The sequence below is a fragment of the Nitratireductor pacificus pht-3B genome (assembly GCF_000300335.1).
Classification (GTDB): domain Bacteria; phylum Pseudomonadota; class Alphaproteobacteria; order Rhizobiales; family Rhizobiaceae; genus Nitratireductor; species Nitratireductor pacificus.
The window spans coordinates 223,109-238,379 of sequence record NZ_AMRM01000006.1; the positions used below are offsets into that span (position 1 = coordinate 223,109).

General features: G+C 65.9%; 14 protein-coding genes and 1 tRNA gene. 9 read left to right on the forward strand and 6 right to left on the reverse strand.

The genetic code is table 11. The features are described 5' to 3' along the window. Position 1 precedes the first annotated feature (1 nt). Positions 2-448 (reverse strand): iron-sulfur cluster assembly scaffold protein, encoded by a 447-nt coding sequence (locus NA2_RS07540; RefSeq protein WP_008595955.1) that lies wholly within the window; start codon positions 446-448, stop codon positions 2-4. Between the two features lie 244 nt (positions 449-692). On the opposite strand from NA2_RS07540, the gene folE reads away from it, so the two are divergent. The 3 genes from folE to NA2_RS07555 all read left to right on the forward strand — a co-directional run bounded on the left by folE (position 693) and on the right by NA2_RS07555 (position 3,088). Then, on the forward strand, positions 693-1,358 hold the full coding sequence (gene folE / locus NA2_RS07545; RefSeq protein WP_008595956.1) for a GTP cyclohydrolase I FolE: 666 nt from the start codon (positions 693-695) through the stop codon (positions 1,356-1,358). Continuing rightward, the gene (gene hisI, locus NA2_RS07550) at positions 1,358-1,795 is read left to right on the forward strand and encodes a phosphoribosyl-AMP cyclohydrolase (protein ID WP_008595957.1); all 438 of its coding nucleotides are present in this window, start codon (positions 1,358-1,360) and stop codon (positions 1,793-1,795) included. The genes folE and hisI overlap by 1 nt, the downstream gene beginning before the upstream one ends. A gap of 318 nt (positions 1,796-2,113) precedes the next feature. Next, on the forward strand, positions 2,114-3,088 hold the full coding sequence (locus tag NA2_RS07555) for a patatin family protein (protein WP_040677061.1): 975 nt from the start codon (positions 2,114-2,116) through the stop codon (positions 3,086-3,088). 14 nt (positions 3,089-3,102) lie between these two features. On the opposite strand, the gene recJ is transcribed toward NA2_RS07555, so the two are convergent. From recJ to NA2_RS21240, 5 genes are all read right to left on the reverse strand, one after another. Continuing rightward, complete coding sequence (gene recJ / locus NA2_RS07560; protein ID WP_008595961.1) at positions 3,103-4,890, reverse strand: single-stranded-DNA-specific exonuclease RecJ; 1,788 nt, start codon at positions 4,888-4,890, stop codon at positions 3,103-3,105. A gap of 140 nt (positions 4,891-5,030) precedes the next feature. Next, entirely contained in the window at positions 5,031-6,008 is a 978-nt protein-coding gene (glpX, locus tag NA2_RS07565; protein WP_008595963.1) for a class II fructose-bisphosphatase, read from the reverse strand. Between the two features lie 139 nt (positions 6,009-6,147). After that, a complete protein-coding gene (locus NA2_RS07570) occupies positions 6,148-7,461 on the reverse strand; it encodes a homoserine dehydrogenase (RefSeq protein WP_008595964.1) in 1,314 nt (437 codons plus the stop codon). 40 nt (positions 7,462-7,501) lie between these two features. Further along, positions 7,502-8,716 (reverse strand): LL-diaminopimelate aminotransferase, encoded by a 1,215-nt coding sequence (locus NA2_RS07575; RefSeq protein ID WP_008595966.1) that lies wholly within the window; start codon positions 8,714-8,716, stop codon positions 7,502-7,504. Between the two features lie 87 nt (positions 8,717-8,803). Beyond that, on the reverse strand, positions 8,804-9,196 hold the full coding sequence (locus tag NA2_RS21240; protein WP_008595967.1) for a hypothetical protein: 393 nt from the start codon (positions 9,194-9,196) through the stop codon (positions 8,804-8,806). A gap of 112 nt (positions 9,197-9,308) precedes the next feature. Between NA2_RS21240 and NA2_RS07585 the strand changes: the two genes are divergently transcribed. The 6 genes from NA2_RS07585 to radC all read left to right on the forward strand — a co-directional run bounded on the left by NA2_RS07585 (position 9,309) and on the right by radC (position 15,174). Further along, positions 9,309-11,138 carry a PHA/PHB synthase family protein gene (locus NA2_RS07585; protein ID WP_008595969.1) on the forward strand — a complete coding sequence of 610 codons (1,830 nt, stop codon included), beginning with the start codon at positions 9,309-9,311 and terminating at the stop codon, positions 11,136-11,138. A 249-nt stretch (positions 11,139-11,387) separates the two neighbouring features. Further along, on the forward strand, positions 11,388-12,533 hold the full coding sequence (locus NA2_RS07590) for a YcbK family protein (RefSeq protein WP_008595970.1): 1,146 nt from the start codon (positions 11,388-11,390) through the stop codon (positions 12,531-12,533). 79 nt (positions 12,534-12,612) lie between these two features. Continuing rightward, positions 12,613-12,688: transfer RNA gene (locus tag NA2_RS07595), tRNA-Glu, on the forward strand. Between the two features lie 108 nt (positions 12,689-12,796). Next, positions 12,797-13,540: a DNA/RNA nuclease SfsA gene (gene sfsA / locus NA2_RS07600; protein ID WP_008595971.1), complete on the forward strand. Its 744-nt coding sequence runs from the start codon at positions 12,797-12,799 to the stop codon at positions 13,538-13,540. A gap of 11 nt (positions 13,541-13,551) precedes the next feature. Then, positions 13,552-14,379, forward strand: a complete 828-nt coding sequence (gene map, locus NA2_RS07605; protein WP_008595972.1) for a type I methionyl aminopeptidase — start codon at positions 13,552-13,554, stop codon at positions 14,377-14,379. 57 nt (positions 14,380-14,436) lie between these two features. Beyond that, positions 14,437-15,174, forward strand: coding sequence for a RadC family protein (gene radC / locus NA2_RS07610; protein ID WP_008595973.1), 738 nt, complete (start codon positions 14,437-14,439; stop codon positions 15,172-15,174). Positions 15,175-15,271: the final 97 nt, after the last annotated feature.

Genomic DNA, 15,271 nt, shown 5'->3' on the forward strand with positions numbered 1-15,271 from the left:
CTCAGGCGGCGGCGCCGGCGCGCGCCCGCTCGACCTGCTCGATCGCATCGACCACCGCGTCGAAGGTCAACAGCGTGGAGGCATGACGCGCCTTGTAGTCGCGCACCGGCTCCAGATATTTCAGGTCCTCGAAGCGGCCGCCGGGAGGCACGCCCGCTTCCTTGAGCATGGCGTACATCTGCGCGCGCAGCTGGCGCAGTTCGTCTGCTTTTGCACCCACCACATGGGCGGCCATGATCGCCGAGGACGCCTGCCCCAATGCGCAGGCCTTCACCTCATGGGCGAAATCCGTGACGGTATCGCCCTCCATCTTCAGGTCGACGAGCACGGTCGAGCCGCACAGCTTCGAATGCGCCTTGGCGCTCGCATCCGGCGCGTCGAGACGGCCAACCCGCGAAATGTTGCCGGCAAATCCGAGAATTTTTGCGTTGTAAACGTCATCGAGCATGATTTTTCCGATTTACCGCCGCTGCGGCGGTTTCATGTTGCCGCCGCATCTTTCTTTCTTCCGCCATCAACTTATATAATGATCGTCAAGCGTCCGCGGCAAGTGATGAGCACCGCCGCCGGACGCAGTTTCGCGCACGCCGCTGTCGGGCCGGGCTGAGAAAATCTCTCCAAAACCCGCTGGATAAGGTCGTGAACCGTTCAACTCGTTCCTGCCCTGACAGGAACTACGGGAGACGCCTTCTATGGACGCTGTCATCAAGAACTTTCCGCCTCATGCCGATCAAGGCACGGATGCGGCCGGGAAAAAACACTCCATGCACAAACCCCTGACCGACCGCCCTTCGCAGCAGGAAGTGGAGGCAGCCGTCACCACGCTGTTACGCTGGACCGGTGACGACATCGCCCGCGAAGGCCTGATCGAAACGCCGGCGCGCGTCGCCAAGGCGTTCCGGGAAATGTTCTCCGGCTACGACCAGTCGCCCGAAGACGAGCTCGGCCGCACTTTCGAGGAGGTGCAGGGCTATGACGACATGGTCCTCATCAAGGACATGTCGTTCCATTCCCATTGCGAGCACCACATGGTGCCGATCATCGGCAAGGCGCATGTGGCCTATCTGCCGGACGGCAAGGTGGTGGGCCTTTCGAAGATCGCCCGCGTGGTCGACATTTTCGCGCGCCGCCTGCAGACGCAGGAAGCGATGACGGCGCAGATCGCGACGGTGATCCAGGACGTCCTCAAGCCGCGCGGTGTCGCGGTGCTGATCGAGGCGGAGCACATGTGCATGGCCATGCGCGGCATCCGCAAGCAGGGGTCGACGACGCTGACCACCACCTTTACCGGCGTGTTCAAGACGGACTTCCAGGAGCAGGCCCGCTTCATGACCATGCTGCGCGACAAGCACGGCTGATGGCGGGACTGACCTTTCCCCCCGCCCCTGCGGACAAGACGGCGCTGGAGGAAGGCACCGCCTTCTCCCCGCGTTTCGACGCGAACGGGCTGATCACGGCAGTCGTCAGCGATGCCGGGACCGGCGCGCTGCTGATGGTCGCGCACATGAATGCCGAGGCGGTCGGCCTGACGCTCGAAACCGGCATCGCGCATTACTGGTCGCGCTCGCGCAACACGCTCTGGAAGAAGGGCGAGACCTCAGGCAATCTCCAGCACGTGGTTTCGCTGACAACGGACTGCGACCAGGACGCGCTCCATCTCACCGTGACGGTCGCGGGTGACGGCGCCACCTGCCACACGGGGCGGCGCTCCTGTTTCTATCGCAATGTCAGCGTGCGCGACGGCAAACCGGTGCTCGTCGATCTCGGCATGAAACCATTGTCGGACAGAGACTGACCCAATGCATGTCGCATTCAGATGTTTCCATTCGAATGACAGCGAGCATGCGTCACTTCAACCTGTTACAGCGCCCTTTGCGCGCCTTGTAAGACGTGCGGCGCTGCAATTGACCGAAAGTCGGTCTCGATTTCCTGAAGCCGCAGAGCGTAGACTTCGCCGGACAGCCTCCCCATCTAGAATGGAGAGCCGCCCGGATCGTCGTCCGGGAACATTGCGGTGAGGGGTGCGTTGAACCTTTCGGTTCGCCAGCGCAACGCATATTCACCAATTTGATACCGTCCTCGGGCATGATGCCCAAGGGACTAGGAGACGGATATGCTCGACTGGGCATCTCTACGCAGGAAGCAAGAGCACCGGACGCTTGAGGTGGTTCCGCCGGAGCCACCCCTGCCCGAACCCGTACAGCGCAAAGGCCAGGGGATCGCCCTGGCGCTCGGCGGCGGCGCGGCGCGCGGCTGGGCGCATATCGGCGTGCTCCGGGCGCTCGACGAGGCGGGCATCCCGATCGGCATGATCGCCGGCACCTCCATCGGAGCGCTGGTCGGCGGCTGCTATCTGGCGGGCAAGCTCGATGAACTCGAGGAATTCGCCCGCTCGCTAACGAAGCGCCGCATCTTCGGCCTCCTCGACATCAATTTCGGCGGCAGCGGCCTGTTCGGCGGCATGAAGCTGACCGCGCGCATGCAGGAGCATCTGGAGGGCGTCACCTTCGACGATCTGTCGAAGCCTTTCGTCTGCGTGGCCGCGGAAATCCGCACCGGCCATGAGATCTGGCTGTCGAGCGGTTCGCTGATCACCGCCATGCGCGCCTCCTACGCGCTGCCCGGCGTGTTCGAGCCGGTCGTCTGCAACGGCCGCGTCCTGGTGGACGGCGCGCTGGTCAATCCCGTCCCCGTCTCCGCCTGCCGCGCCTACGAGCAGCCGCTCGTCATGGCGGTCAACCTGCACTATGACCTGTTCGGCCGCGCTGCCGTCATCAAGCACAGCGCCGACCTGCCGCAAACGGTCGACGAGGACGGCAGGACGCCTCTCGTGGTTGAAAAGGGCCAGAACCAGCGCGACCAGCGTCTCGGCATCACCGGCGTCATGGTCGAGGCGTTCAACATCATCCAGGACAGGATTTCGCGCGCCCGCATGGCCGGCGATCCGCCGGACCTGTCGCTGCAGCCCAAGCTCGGCCATATCGGCCTGACCGAGTTCCATCGCGCCGACGAGGCGATCAAGCTGGGTTACGAGACGACGCAGGCGCGCGTCGGCGAGTTGCAGCGCCTGATGAGCGTGCTTGCCTGACCTTCCATTGCGGTTCAGACGCTTGCCGCGTCCAGAATGCGCAACTGCATGCGCTTGTTACCGTTCCAGTGATTGACCGACAGCGTGCCGGCGAGGTGGATCGTCGCGCCGCGATTGTTGAACAGAAACGTGCCGAGATCCGTTTCGGCGGCCCGGAAGGCGATCGCTTCCAGCCGCGCGCCGGTCTGCGAGCGCAATTCGGCGCGCACATGCCCGTTGCCGACGATGCGGGCGTCGGCAAGCCGATGACGCGGCATCGCCATGACCGGCGTCGGATGGCCCGAACCGAAGGGTCCGGCAGTCTCCAGCGCGTCGAACAGGGTAAGAGTCGCGCCGTCGGCCGACAGCGCCGCATCGACCTTCAGGCTTTCCGCGTCGCGCAGGCGTGTCACCGCTTCCGCTGACCGTTCCTCGAAGAAGGCGCGCAGCGGGCCGAGCCTGCCGCGCTCCACCGTGATCCCGGCGGCCATGGCGTGCCCGCCCCCCTTGACGAGCAGCCCCTCGGCTACGGCTTCGCGCACCAGCTTGCCGAGATCGAAGCCGGGGATCGACCGGCCAGAGCCGGTGCCCTTGCCGTTCGGGTCGAAGGCGATGGCGAAGGTCGGCCGGCGCGCATGGTCCTTCAGCCGCGAGGCGATCAGCCCGACAATGCCCGGATGCCAGCGCTCGCTGGCCGTCACCAGTACGGCAGGCCCCTCGCCCGCCATCAGCTCGGCATCGGCCTCGGCGCGCGCCTCGGCCAGCATGACGGTCTCCATGTCCTGACGCTCGGTGTTCAGCCGGTCGAGGGTTTCGGCGATGCTGGCCGCTTCGACGGGGTCGTCGCCCGCCAGCAGATTGCTGCCCAGCGCCGCATTGCCGATCCGCCCGCCTGCATTGATGCGCGGGCCGATCAGGAAGCCCAGATGATAGGGGTTGAGCGGCTCTCCGATGCGCGAAACGCGCGCCAGTGCCGCCAGCCCGGGCGTCTTCATCTGCCGCGCGGCGACCAGCCCCTTCACCACGAAGGCCCGGTTGACGCCGACCAGCGGCACCACGTCGCAGACCGTGCCGAGGGCAACGAGGTCGAGCATCGAAAGAAGATCGGGCGGCGGTTGCGCGCCGGGCCTCCGGCGCAATTCCTTGACGGTCTGGACGAGCGCCAGGAACACCACGCCGGCGGCGCACAGATGCCCCTGCCGGGACAGGTCGTCCTCGCGGTTCGGGTTGACCACGGCGACCGCCGGCGGGAGGTCCCCGCCCACCTGATGGTGATCGAGGACGACCACTTCGGCGCCCGCCCCGTTGGCGGCGGCGATGGCCTCGGCGCTGTTGGTGCCGCAGTCGACGGTGACGATCAGGCTGGCGCCGCGCTCCACCAGCTCGCGCATTGCCGCGGGATTGGGGCCGTAGCCCTCGAAGATCCGGTCGGGAATGTAGATTTCCGCCGCCACGCCGTAATGGGCGAGAAAGCGCTTCATCATGGCCGAGGACGAAGCGCCGTCGACGTCGTAGTCTCCGAAGATCGCCACCTTCTCGCCGCGCGTCACCGCGTCCGCCAGGCGGCTGGCCGCCGTCTCCATGTCGGTCAGCGTCGCGGGGTCGGGCAACAGGTCGCGGATGGTCGGCGCCAGGAAGCGCTCCGCCTCGTCCTGCGCCACGCCGCGGCCCGCCAGGACGCGGGCGACGATGTCGGGAATGCCGTGACTCTGCGCGATGGCCAGCGCGACGTTCTCACCGCGCGGGTCGAGCCTGTGCTCCCAGGCCAGGCCGCGCGCCGAGCGCCGGACATCGAGGAAATAGCGTCTGTCGCCTGTCGTCATCGCCGCTTTCGTTCCACAGCGGCGCGGCAAAGGCAAGCGGAGCCGCGGGGATGTTGGGGATCACAGACTGGAGCGGTCGACGGACTGTGTCGAGGATCCATGCCTGGACGCCAATGGCTGTACGCCACCCGGTCCCGTTCTCAGAACTTATCCAGATCCTGATGCCGGGCGATGATCTCACGCACCGTCTGCGAGGAAGACCGCATCACGATGGTGTGGGTGGAGATCTGCTCGCGGCCGAATTTCACGCCCGACAGGAGATTGCCGTCGGTGACGCCAGTGGCGGCGAACAGCACGTCGCCGCGCGCCATCTCGTCCATGCGGTAGACCTTGTTCGGGTCGGCGATGCCCATCTTGGCGGCGCGCGCCACCTTCTCCTCGGTGTTGAGCTGCAGGCGGCCCTGCATCTGGCCGCCGATGCAGCGCAGCGCCGCAGCCGCCAGCACGCCTTCCGGCGCGCCGCCGATGCCGAGATAGATGTCGATGCCCGTCTCGTCGGGATCGGTGGTGTGGATCACGCCCGCCACGTCGCCGTCACCGATCAGGCGGATGGCCGCGCCGGTGCCGCGCACCTCCTCGATCAGGCGCGCATGGCGCGGCCGGTCGAGAATGCAGGCCGTGATCTCGCTGACCGGCACGCCCTTGGCCTTCGCCAGCGCCTCGATGTTCTCGACCGCCGGAGCGTCGAGATCGACGATCCCTTCCGGATAGCCGGGACCGACCGCGATCTTCTCCATGTAGACGTCCGGTGCGTAGAGCAGGCTGCCGCGCTCGGCGATGGCGATGACCGCCAGCGAGTTGGGCAGGTTCTTCGCGCAGATCGTCGTGCCCTCCAGAGGGTCGAGCGCGATGTCCACCTCGGGGCCCTCGCCCGCACCCACTTCCTCGCCGATATAGAGCATCGGCGCCTCGTCGCGCTCGCCCTCGCCGATCACCACCGTTCCCCGGATGGGAAGGCGGTTGAGCTCCGAGCGCATCGCGTCGACCGCCACCTGGTCGGCGGCCTTCTCGTCGCCACGGCCGCGCAGCCGCGCCGCGGCCACCGCCGCGCGCTCCGTCACACGAACGAGTTCCAGCGTGAGAATGCGGTCGAGACCGGCCTGCGTGGCTTTCAGCATGAGTTCATTCCTGATGTTTCACCCGCTTCCCATGAGCGGCGGGCTTCTTGTGGCAAACGGCGCGCGGTGCGGCAAGACCCGCGCCGCCCCGTCAAAAACATGAATCGATTGAATAAATGTGACAGGCGCGATTTGTGCGTCAGGTCGCCCGTTCGATGCGGATAACTTGCGGCTTGTCGACCAGGTGCCCGTCCTGCATCACGCCATCGACCGCCTTGCGGACCGCCGCCTCAGTCGTCTCGTGGGTGACCAGAATCACGTTCTTCTGCTCGGACGGCAGGCCGCCATCGGCATGCTGGACGATGGATTCCAGCGAAATGTCGTTGTTGGCCATGCGCTTGGCGATTGCCGCGAAGACGCCGGCGCGATCATGCACCGTCATGCGGATGAAATAGCCGCCGGCATGCGCCCGCATGCGCGCCTTCTTGTAGGGCGCCAGTTTCTTCGCCGGGCGGCCGAACACTGGTCCGTGCTGGAAGCCGGGGCGGCTCTTGGCGATGTCGGCGATGTCGCCGATGACCGCTGAGGCCGTGGCGTTGCCGCCCGCCCCCGGTCCGGACAGGAGAAGCTCGCCCAGAATGTCGGTCTCGATCGCCACCGCATTGGTCACGCCATGAACCTGGGCGATCACCGAATGGGTCGGCACCATGGTCGGGTGAACGCGCTGCTCGATGCCGCTGTCGGTGCGCTGGGCGACGCCGAGGAGCTTGATGCGGTAGCCGAGTTCGGCGGCGGCGCGAATATCGGCCTGGGTGATGTTGGAGATGCCTTCCATATAGATGTCGTCCGCAGAGATGCGGCAGCCGAAGGCCAGGCTGGTCAGGATCGACAGCTTGTGCGCGGTGTCGTGCCCCTCGATGTCAAAGGTCGGGTCGGCCTCGGCATAGCCGAGCCGCTGGGCCTCGGCCAGGCAATCGACGAAGGACAGGCCCTCGTCCTCCATGCGCGTCAGAATGTAGTTGGCCGTGCCGTTCATGATGCCGAAGACGCGGCTGACCGTGTTGCCCGCCAGCGCCTCGCGCATGGTCTTGATGACCGGGATGCCACCGGCGACGGACGCTTCGTAGTTGAGGAGAACGCCCTTCTCCTCGGCGATGCCGGCGAGTTCCACCCCGTGCTTCGACAGCAGCGCCTTGTTGGCGGTGACCACATGGCGGCCGGCGTGTAGCGCGGCCTTGACGGCGGCAAGCGCTGCGCCGTCCGAACCGCCGACCAGCTCGACGAACACGTCGATCTCGGCCGTCCTGGCGAGTTCGACCGGATCGTCGAACCATTGCGCGTTGCCGAGAGCGATGCCGCGGTCGCGGTTGCGGTCGCGCGCCGACACCGCCGTCAGCGCCATTTCGCGTCCGCATTGCCGGGTCAGTTCCGCTTCCTTCTCCGTCATGCAGCGCACGACCGACGCTCCGACCGTGCCAAGACCCGCAATTCCAATACGCAACGCTTCGGCCATGTCGCGGCGTGCTCCTTCTGATCTCTTTAAGAATGATTGCTCAGCGCCGGGCGCCGAGCGGTATGACGTTGTCAGTTTCCGGCGCCGAGGCCAGGAAACGCTTGATGTTGCGCGCCGCCTGGCGGATGCGGTGCTCGTTCTCGACCAGCGCGATGCGCACATGGTCGTCGCCGAACTCGCCGAAGCCGATGCCCGGCGCGACGGCGACGTCCGCCTTCTCGACCAGCAGCTTGGAGAATTCCAGCGAGCCGAGCGCGCGGTAGGCCTCGGGAATCGGCGCCCAGGCGAACATGGTCGCCGGCGGCGGCGGCACATGCCAGCCGGCGCGGCCGAAGGATTCCACCAGCACGTCGCGGCGGCGATGGTAGATGGCGCGCACTTCCTCGATCTCCGCGCCATCCGAATTCAGGGCGGCGGAAGCCGCCACCTGGATCGGCGTGAAGGCGCCGTAGTCGAGATAGGATTTGACCCGCGAAAGCGCGGCGATCAGCCGCTCGTTGCCGACGGCGAAGCCCATCCGCCAGCCCGGCATGGAAAAGGTCTTCGACATGGAGGTGAACTCGACCGTCACGTCCATGGCGCCCGGCACTTCGAGGACGGAGGGCGGCGGGTTGCCGTCGAAATAGATCTCCGAATAGGCGAGGTCCGACAGGATGATGAGATCGTTCTTGCGCGCGAACGCGACCACGTCCTTGTAGAAATCGAGCGTCGCGGTGAAGGCGGTCGGGTTGGCGGGATAGTTGAGGATCAGCGCCAGCGGTTTCGGCGTCGAATAGCGCACCGAGCGCTCCAGCGCGGGAATGAAGTTGTTGTCCGGCTCCGCCTGGATGGCGCGGATCACGCCGCCCGACATGATGAAGCCGAAAGCGTGGATCGGGTAGGTCGGATTGGGACACAGCACCACGTCGCCCGGCGCGGTGATGGCCTGCGCCATGTTGGCGAAGCCTTCCTTCGAGCCGAGCGTGGCGACCACCTGGGTTTCGGGATTGAGCTTCACGCCGAAACGGCGCGCGTAATAGGCGGCCTGGGCGCGGCGCAGGCCGGGAATGCCGCGCGAGGACGAGTAGCGATGCGTGCGCGGGTCGCGCACCACGTCGCACAGCTTGTCGACGATGGCCTGCGGCGTCGGCAGATCCGGATTGCCCATCCCCAGATCGATGATGTCGGCCCCGCGCGCCCGGGCGCTGGCCTTCAGACGGTTGACCTGTTCGAAGACATATGGCGGCAGCCGGCGGATCTTGTGGAATTCTTCCATCGTGGTTCCTCAACACGGGGGCGCACCCTGCGCCCGGCTCTCCATATACCCAAACCCCGAACCGGTCGAGAGCGTCACCCGCCCGCTTTACTCGCCGCGCTCGATCTCTTCGAGGCGTCTTTGCGCATGGGTTCTGGCCAGGAGACGCAGACGTGCTGCCTCCGCAGACGAATCGCCGGCGGACGCACCCGCGCCGAGCTTCTCGCGGGTCGCCGTGAGGTCACGCTTCAGGGCTTCCTTCTCGCTGACGGTGATCGGCGTGGCGGCGGAAGCGGGCGGCACGTTCAGATTCGGGTACTCGCCCGTCATGCGCGGGCCGGCAGCGGCCACCCCACCGGCCTGCGGACCGGCTGCCGCCGCGACCGGCGCCGCATCCTCCAGGCTTGCCGTCGTGCAACCGGAAAGCGCAGCGGCCTGCGAGGCGACCAGCAACCCCAGGCCGGCGACTTGAAAAATCCTGCCGTGACGATTGAATTTCATATTATCTTCCGATTCGAGCCGCTACGATGCATGATTGTAGTGGGGGAGCCTCCCAGCAGACTATGTCAACACCGCGCCGCTTGAAAGCGCGGATAGAGTGCGGGCGCAAATCATGGCTCAGAAGAATGAAACCAACAGTGCAAAGGACCAATCGAACGCATCGGTAGACCAGTATCTGGCGAAAGATCCCGAACGCCTTGCCCGCAACCTGGCCCGCGCCCTCGAGGAGCTCGGCAAGGCAGCCGCCGCCTGGACCGAAGCACGAGAGAAAGGTGAAACCGGCGACGTCACCACGGCGCCGCTGATCGACATGGTGCGCACCTTCTCGCGCGTCAGCGAATACTGGCTCGGCGACCCGACGCGCGCTCTGGAAGCGCAGACGCGGCTGTTCGCCGAGTTCATGGGCATATGGGCCAACGCCATCCGCCGGATGAGCGAGGACGCCGCGGCCGACTATGCCGCGCCGCCTGCAGCCGACAAGCGCTTCCAGGATCCCGAATGGGGACGGAACGCCTTCTTCAGCTTCCTCAAACAGGCCTATGTCGTCACCTCGCGCTGGGCGGCGGACCTGGTGGAAGGCGCGGAAGGCCTGGACGAAACAACCCGGCACAAGGCGCGCTTCTATGTCGACCAGGTCAGCCAGGCCCTGTCGCCCTCGAACTTTCTGCTGACCAATCCGGAACTGTTTCGCGAGACCATGGCGAGCGACGGGGAAAACCTGGTCCGCGGCATGCGCATGCTTGCCGAGGACATCGCCGCCGGGAAGGGCGAACTGAAGCTACGGCAGTCCGATGCGTCGAAGTTCAAGGTGGGCGAGAACATCGCCATGACGCCCGGCAAGGTCATCGCCCGCAGCCGACTGGTCGAAGTCATCCAGTACAAGCCCGTCACGAAGCAGGTGCTGAAGCGCCCGCTCCTCGTGGTGCCGCCCTGGATCAACAAGTTCTACATCCTCGACCTCAATCCCAAGCGCTCCTTCATCCGCTGGGCTGTGGAACAGGGGCATACGGTGTTCGTCATCTCATGGGTCAATCCGGACGAGCGGCACGGCATGCTGGACTGGGCGGACTATATCGAGGAGGGCATCAGGTTCGCGCTGGACGCGATCGAGGACGCCACGGGCGAGCGGTCGGTGAACGCGATGGGCTATTGCGTCGGCGGAACGCTGCTGGCGGCGAGCCTTGCCCTGATGGCGGCGGAAGGTGACAAGCGAATCGCCTCGGCGACACTGCTCACCACGCAGGTGGATTTCACCCATGCGGGCGACCTGAAGGTGTTCGTCGATGAGGAGCAGATCCAGGCGCTCGACAAGGCGATGAGCGGCAGGGGCTATCTCGAGGCCAACCGGATGGCGACAGCCTTCAACATGCTGCGCGCCGGCGACCTGATCTGGCCCTATGTGGTCAACAACTACCTGCGCGGCCGGGCGCCCCTGCCGTTCGACCTCCTCTACTGGAACTCCGATTCGACCCGGCTGGGCGCCGCCAACCACTCCTACTACCTGCGCAACTGCTATCTGGAGAACAATCTCTCGCGGGGACGGGCTGTCCTGCACGGCAAGCCTATCCGGCTCGAGGACGTCACGATCCCGATCTTCAACCTGGCGACGCGCGAGGACCACATCGCACCCGCCAAATCCGTGTTCATGGGGAGCCGCTTCTTCGGCGGACCGGTGGAATTCGTCCTGGCGGGCTCCGGCCACATCGCCGGCGTCATCAACGCGCCGGATCTGGGCAAGTATCAGTACTGGACCGGGGCCAAGCCCGAGGGAATGCTGGAAAACTGGCTCCCCGGCGCAAAGGAGAACCCGGGTTCCTGGTGGCCCTACTGGCATGCCTGGATCGAGAAGCAGGACAACCGGAGCGTGCCGGCGCGCAAGCTCGGCGGGCGACGGAAGACGCTGGGAGACGCGCCCGGCGAGTATGTGCGCACACGCGCCTGAAGGCACCCCGACCGCAAAAGCTCCGGAGGAGATTTGAGTTTATCGGCAATAACATATAACAGTCATCTTGTTGCCTCATTCCTTACCTAGCGGCATAGTGCGGTTTGCTGCAGGAGAGCGGTTGGCTGTCGAGTCTGGCTGAGCGTGAGGGCGTATCGATTCGGAGTCCGGTGCTCGCGTTGTTTGCGAAGCTCCCGGACGAGGGGAAATGGTTTTTTGATTGTCTGCCAAAAACACGGACGCTGTGACGTGACGAGCGGGTTTGGCCGGAAAAGCCTCATTGCGGCTTTCTGCGCGCTCCTGCTGGCGTCCTGCTCCACCGGGTCCGACCCCGTGTCGCAGCTCGGCCTTGCACCCTCGCAGGGCAATCCGCTCGCCGCAAACGATGTGAACCAGTCGGTCGAAGGCGAAACCTATGTCAGCGCCGGGAATCAGGACGTAACGCCCCTGCCCCAGGCGCGACCCGACCAGGCTTCTCAGGCCGGTGATTCTCCAACGGAGCAGGCGAGCGGCGAACCGACGGAACCGAAGACCACCGCCGAGGCGCCCCCCACAGAGAATGCCGCGAACACCGTTGCGGAGGCGCCGTCCGCTGCCGAGCCCGCGCAGCAGGTCGCGGCAGCAAAGCCTGACGATGAAGCCGATACCCCCGCTGCCGAGGTCGCGGCACTCGAGGAGCCCGAGGCAGCCGAAGCGCAGCAGACCGCCGAGGACACCAGCACGAAGAAACGCGCGTTCCTCTCCGCCTTCTTCTCGCCCCGTCAGGCCAATGCGGCAGCCGCAACCGATAAGATCGCCCGCCCCGCCGCCGCCCCGGCGCCCGCAGAGCCGGAGCAGCCGAAAGTGATTCTGGCCGCCGCCGCCACCCAGACCAAACCCGCGAGCACCGCGTTCGGCATGGGCGATACCCTGCCCGGCGTGCGCCAGGGCGAGAGCCTGTTCGAGTTCTCAAGCAAATCCGGCTCGGACGACAGCGATGTGGACCTTTACGAGGAAGAGCCGAGCTACCAGGTGGCCTCGGCCGCCGGCATGGCGCGGCTGGCGCCGAACGGCCTCCTGAAACAGCGCGACAGCGTCGATACGGCCTGCCTCAAGCCGGCCCTGGTCGGCGTCCTGAAGGCCATCGAGCGCCATTATCGCCGGCCCATCGTCGTCACATCCGGCTATCGCAGCCCCACCTATAACCGGCGCGTGCGCGGCGCCCGCAACTCGCTGCACATGTACTGCGCGGCGGCCGACATCCAGATCGAGGGCGTCAGCAAGTGGGAGCTGGCGCGCTATGTCCGTTCCATGCCCGGACGGGGCGGCGTCGGCACCTATTGCCATACCGCCTCGGTGCATGTGGATGTCGGGCCGGAGCGCGACTGGAACTGGCGCTGCCGCCGGCGCAAATAATTCTAAAAATCGCATGGAACCGTCACAAGACGGGTTGCCGTGCGCGCGGAAGCTCACTATAAGGCGGCTCGTCTTGAGCGCGCCCATCGTCTAGCGGTCTAGGACGCCGCCCTTTCACGGCGGAAACAGGGGTTCGATTCCCCTTGGGCGTACCAAGATTCTCCCTCAGGAGTTTCATCAGTGACGGCGTATCCTGCGTCGTCTTCCCCGGCGCTCCGGTATCGGGCCGCTGCCGGGAAACCTGGAACGGCGAGACGGAGCAGATGCGGTTTTCCCCTCCCCTGATCGAAGCCCGCCTGATTCGGCGCTACAAGCGCTTCCTGGCCGATGTCGTTCTGCCGGACGGCCAGACGGCCACCGTATCGGTTCCCAATACCGGCTCCATGCTCGGCCTCACCGCCGAAGGATCGCGGATCTTCCTGTCGCGTTCCGACAACCCGAAGCGCAAATACAGCCACCGGCTGGAGATCGTCGAAGCGGACGGCACGCTGGTGGGCATCAACACCGCTCTGCCGAACCGGCTGACGGAGGAAGCGATCGCCGCCGGTCTGATCGACGACCTCGCCGCCTACCCTGAACTCAAACGGGAACAGCGCTATGGCGAGCGCTCGCGCATCGACCTGCTTCTGGAGCATCCGGACCGCCCGCCGGCCTATGTCGAGGTCAAGAACGTCCATTTCCGGCGCCAGGCCGGGCTTGCCGAATTTCCCGATACGGTGACCCAGCGCGGCGCCCGCCATCTCGATGAACTGGCGCGCATGCGCGCCGCCGGCTGCCGCGCGGTGATGGTCTACCTGATCCAGCGCGACGATTGCGACCGCTTCCGCCTGTGCGACGATCTCGACCCCGGCTATGTGGCTGCCTTTCAGCGTGCCAGCGCCGCCGGGGTTGAAGCCTACGCCGTCAGATGCCACATCAGCCCGGAAGCAATCGTGCCGGATCGGGCGATAGACATCCTGGTCGAAAAGCCGCAAAATCCGGCAGCCCCGAAAACCCCACCAGCATAGCAGCCCGATTCATGGTCACCTATCTCGAAGCCGAACAAGCTCCCCTGCGCAACACCGGTCAGATTCGCCTCTATGGCGAGCCCGGCTTCGCCGGCATGCGCAAAGCCGCCAGCCTGACCGCCCGCTGCCTCGACGAGCTGGCGGCGATGGTCGCGCCCGGCGTGACGACGGCCGCCATCGACCGCTTCGTGTTCGAATTCGGCATGGACCACGGCGCGATCCCGGCGACGCTCAATTATCGCGGCTATACGAAATCCTGCTGCACCTCGATCAACCATGTGGTCTGCCACGGCATTCCCGACGACAAGCCCCTGCGCGACGGCGACGTCGTCAACATCGACGTGACCTACATCCTCGACGGTTGGCACGGCGATTCCAGCCGCATGTATCCGGTGGGAACGATCAAGCGGGCCGCGGAGCGCCTGCTCGAAGTGACCCATGAATGCCTGATGCGCGGCATCGCGGCGGTCAGGCCCGGAGCGCGCACCGGCGCCATCGGCGCGGCCATCCAGTCCTATGCCGAAGGCGAGCGCTGCTCGGTGGTGCGCGATTTCTGCGGCCATGGCGTCGGACTCCTGTTCCACGACGCACCGAACATCCTGCACTATGGCAGCGCCAATGAAGGCGTCGAGATGCGTCCGGGCATGATCTTCACCATCGAGCCGATGATCAATCTGGGTCGTCCGCACGTCAAAGTCCTGTCGGACGGCTGGACTGCGGTCACCCGCGACCGCTCCCTGTCGGCTCAGTACGAGCATACGATCGGCGTGACGGACACGGGCTGCGAAATTTTCACGCTGTCGCCTGCGGGACTCGACCGACCCGGCCTGCCCGCCTAATATCCTGACGTGAAGCAGCAATGGGGCGGCAACCATTGCGCGCGACGGGGGCACGGCATGGGCGCAGACGACGAACGTGTTTTCTTCGGCGAGGGACCGACCCTGCCGATCCGCCAGAAGGACAAACCGCATTTTCACGGCCATCGCGACCGGCTGCGGCTCCGCTTTGCCGATGGGGGCAGCGACGCGCTGTCGGACTACGAACTTCTCGAGCTCTATCTCTTTCGCGCCATACCGCGCGCCGACACCAAGGCGCCGGCCAAGGCGCTGCTGAAGCGTTTCGGCTCGCTGGCCGAGGTGCTGGGCGCGCCGGAAAAGCTGCTCGGCGAGGTGCCCGGCATCGGCCAGGCGGCGGCGCGCGACCTGAAGCTGGTCGCCACCCTCGCCCAGCGCATGCTGAAGGCCGAGCTGCACGGGCGCCAGGTGCTTTCCTCATGGTCGCAGGTGATCGATTATTGCCACGCCGTGATGGCCTTTGAGCAGCGCGAACAGTTCCGCATCCTCTTCCTCGACAAGAAGAACCAGCTGATCGAGGACGAGGTGCAGCAGACCGGTACGGTCGACCATACGCCGGTCTATCCGCGCGAGATCGTGCGCCGGGCGCTGGAACTCTCCGCAAGCGCCGTCATCCTCGTGCACAACCACCCCTCGGGGGATCCCACGCCCTCGCGCGCCGACATCGAGATGACGAAAACCATTGTCGAGACCGCCGCGCCGCTCGGAATCGTGATCCACGACCACATCATCGTCGGCAAGTCAGGACATGTGAGCTTCAAAGGCCTGCAGCTCATCTGAGGCGTCGTGTGCCGGAGCGCCCCAGGCGCGCTCCAGAGGTTCAGGCCCTGTCAGGACGCTGCACCGGCGCTTGTGCGTGGTTCGACAGGCTCACCAT

Coding starts and splice junctions, on each gene's coding strand:
- NA2_RS07540 (WP_008595955.1), bottom strand. CDS start 448: ATGCTCGATGACGTTTACAACGCAAAAATTCTCGGATTTGCCGGCAAC.
- folE (WP_008595956.1), top strand. CDS start 693: ATGGACGCTGTCATCAAGAACTTTCCGCCTCATGCCGATCAAGGCACG.
- hisI (WP_008595957.1), top strand. CDS start 1,358: ATGGCGGGACTGACCTTTCCCCCCGCCCCTGCGGACAAGACGGCGCTG.
- NA2_RS07555 (WP_040677061.1), top strand. CDS start 2,114: ATGCTCGACTGGGCATCTCTACGCAGGAAGCAAGAGCACCGGACGCTT.
- recJ (WP_008595961.1), bottom strand. CDS start 4,890: ATGACGACAGGCGACAGACGCTATTTCCTCGATGTCCGGCGCTCGGCG.
- glpX (WP_008595963.1), bottom strand. CDS start 6,008: ATGCTGAAAGCCACGCAGGCCGGTCTCGACCGCATTCTCACGCTGGAA.
- NA2_RS07570 (WP_008595964.1), bottom strand. CDS start 7,461: ATGGCCGAAGCGTTGCGTATTGGAATTGCGGGTCTTGGCACGGTCGGA.
- NA2_RS07575 (WP_008595966.1), bottom strand. CDS start 8,716: ATGGAAGAATTCCACAAGATCCGCCGGCTGCCGCCATATGTCTTCGAA.
- NA2_RS21240 (WP_008595967.1), bottom strand. CDS start 9,196: ATGAAATTCAATCGTCACGGCAGGATTTTTCAAGTCGCCGGCCTGGGG.
- NA2_RS07585 (WP_008595969.1), top strand. CDS start 9,309: ATGGCTCAGAAGAATGAAACCAACAGTGCAAAGGACCAATCGAACGCA.
- sfsA (WP_008595971.1), top strand. CDS start 12,797: ATGCGGTTTTCCCCTCCCCTGATCGAAGCCCGCCTGATTCGGCGCTAC.
- map (WP_008595972.1), top strand. CDS start 13,552: ATGGTCACCTATCTCGAAGCCGAACAAGCTCCCCTGCGCAACACCGGT.
- radC (WP_008595973.1), top strand. CDS start 14,437: ATGGGCGCAGACGACGAACGTGTTTTCTTCGGCGAGGGACCGACCCTG.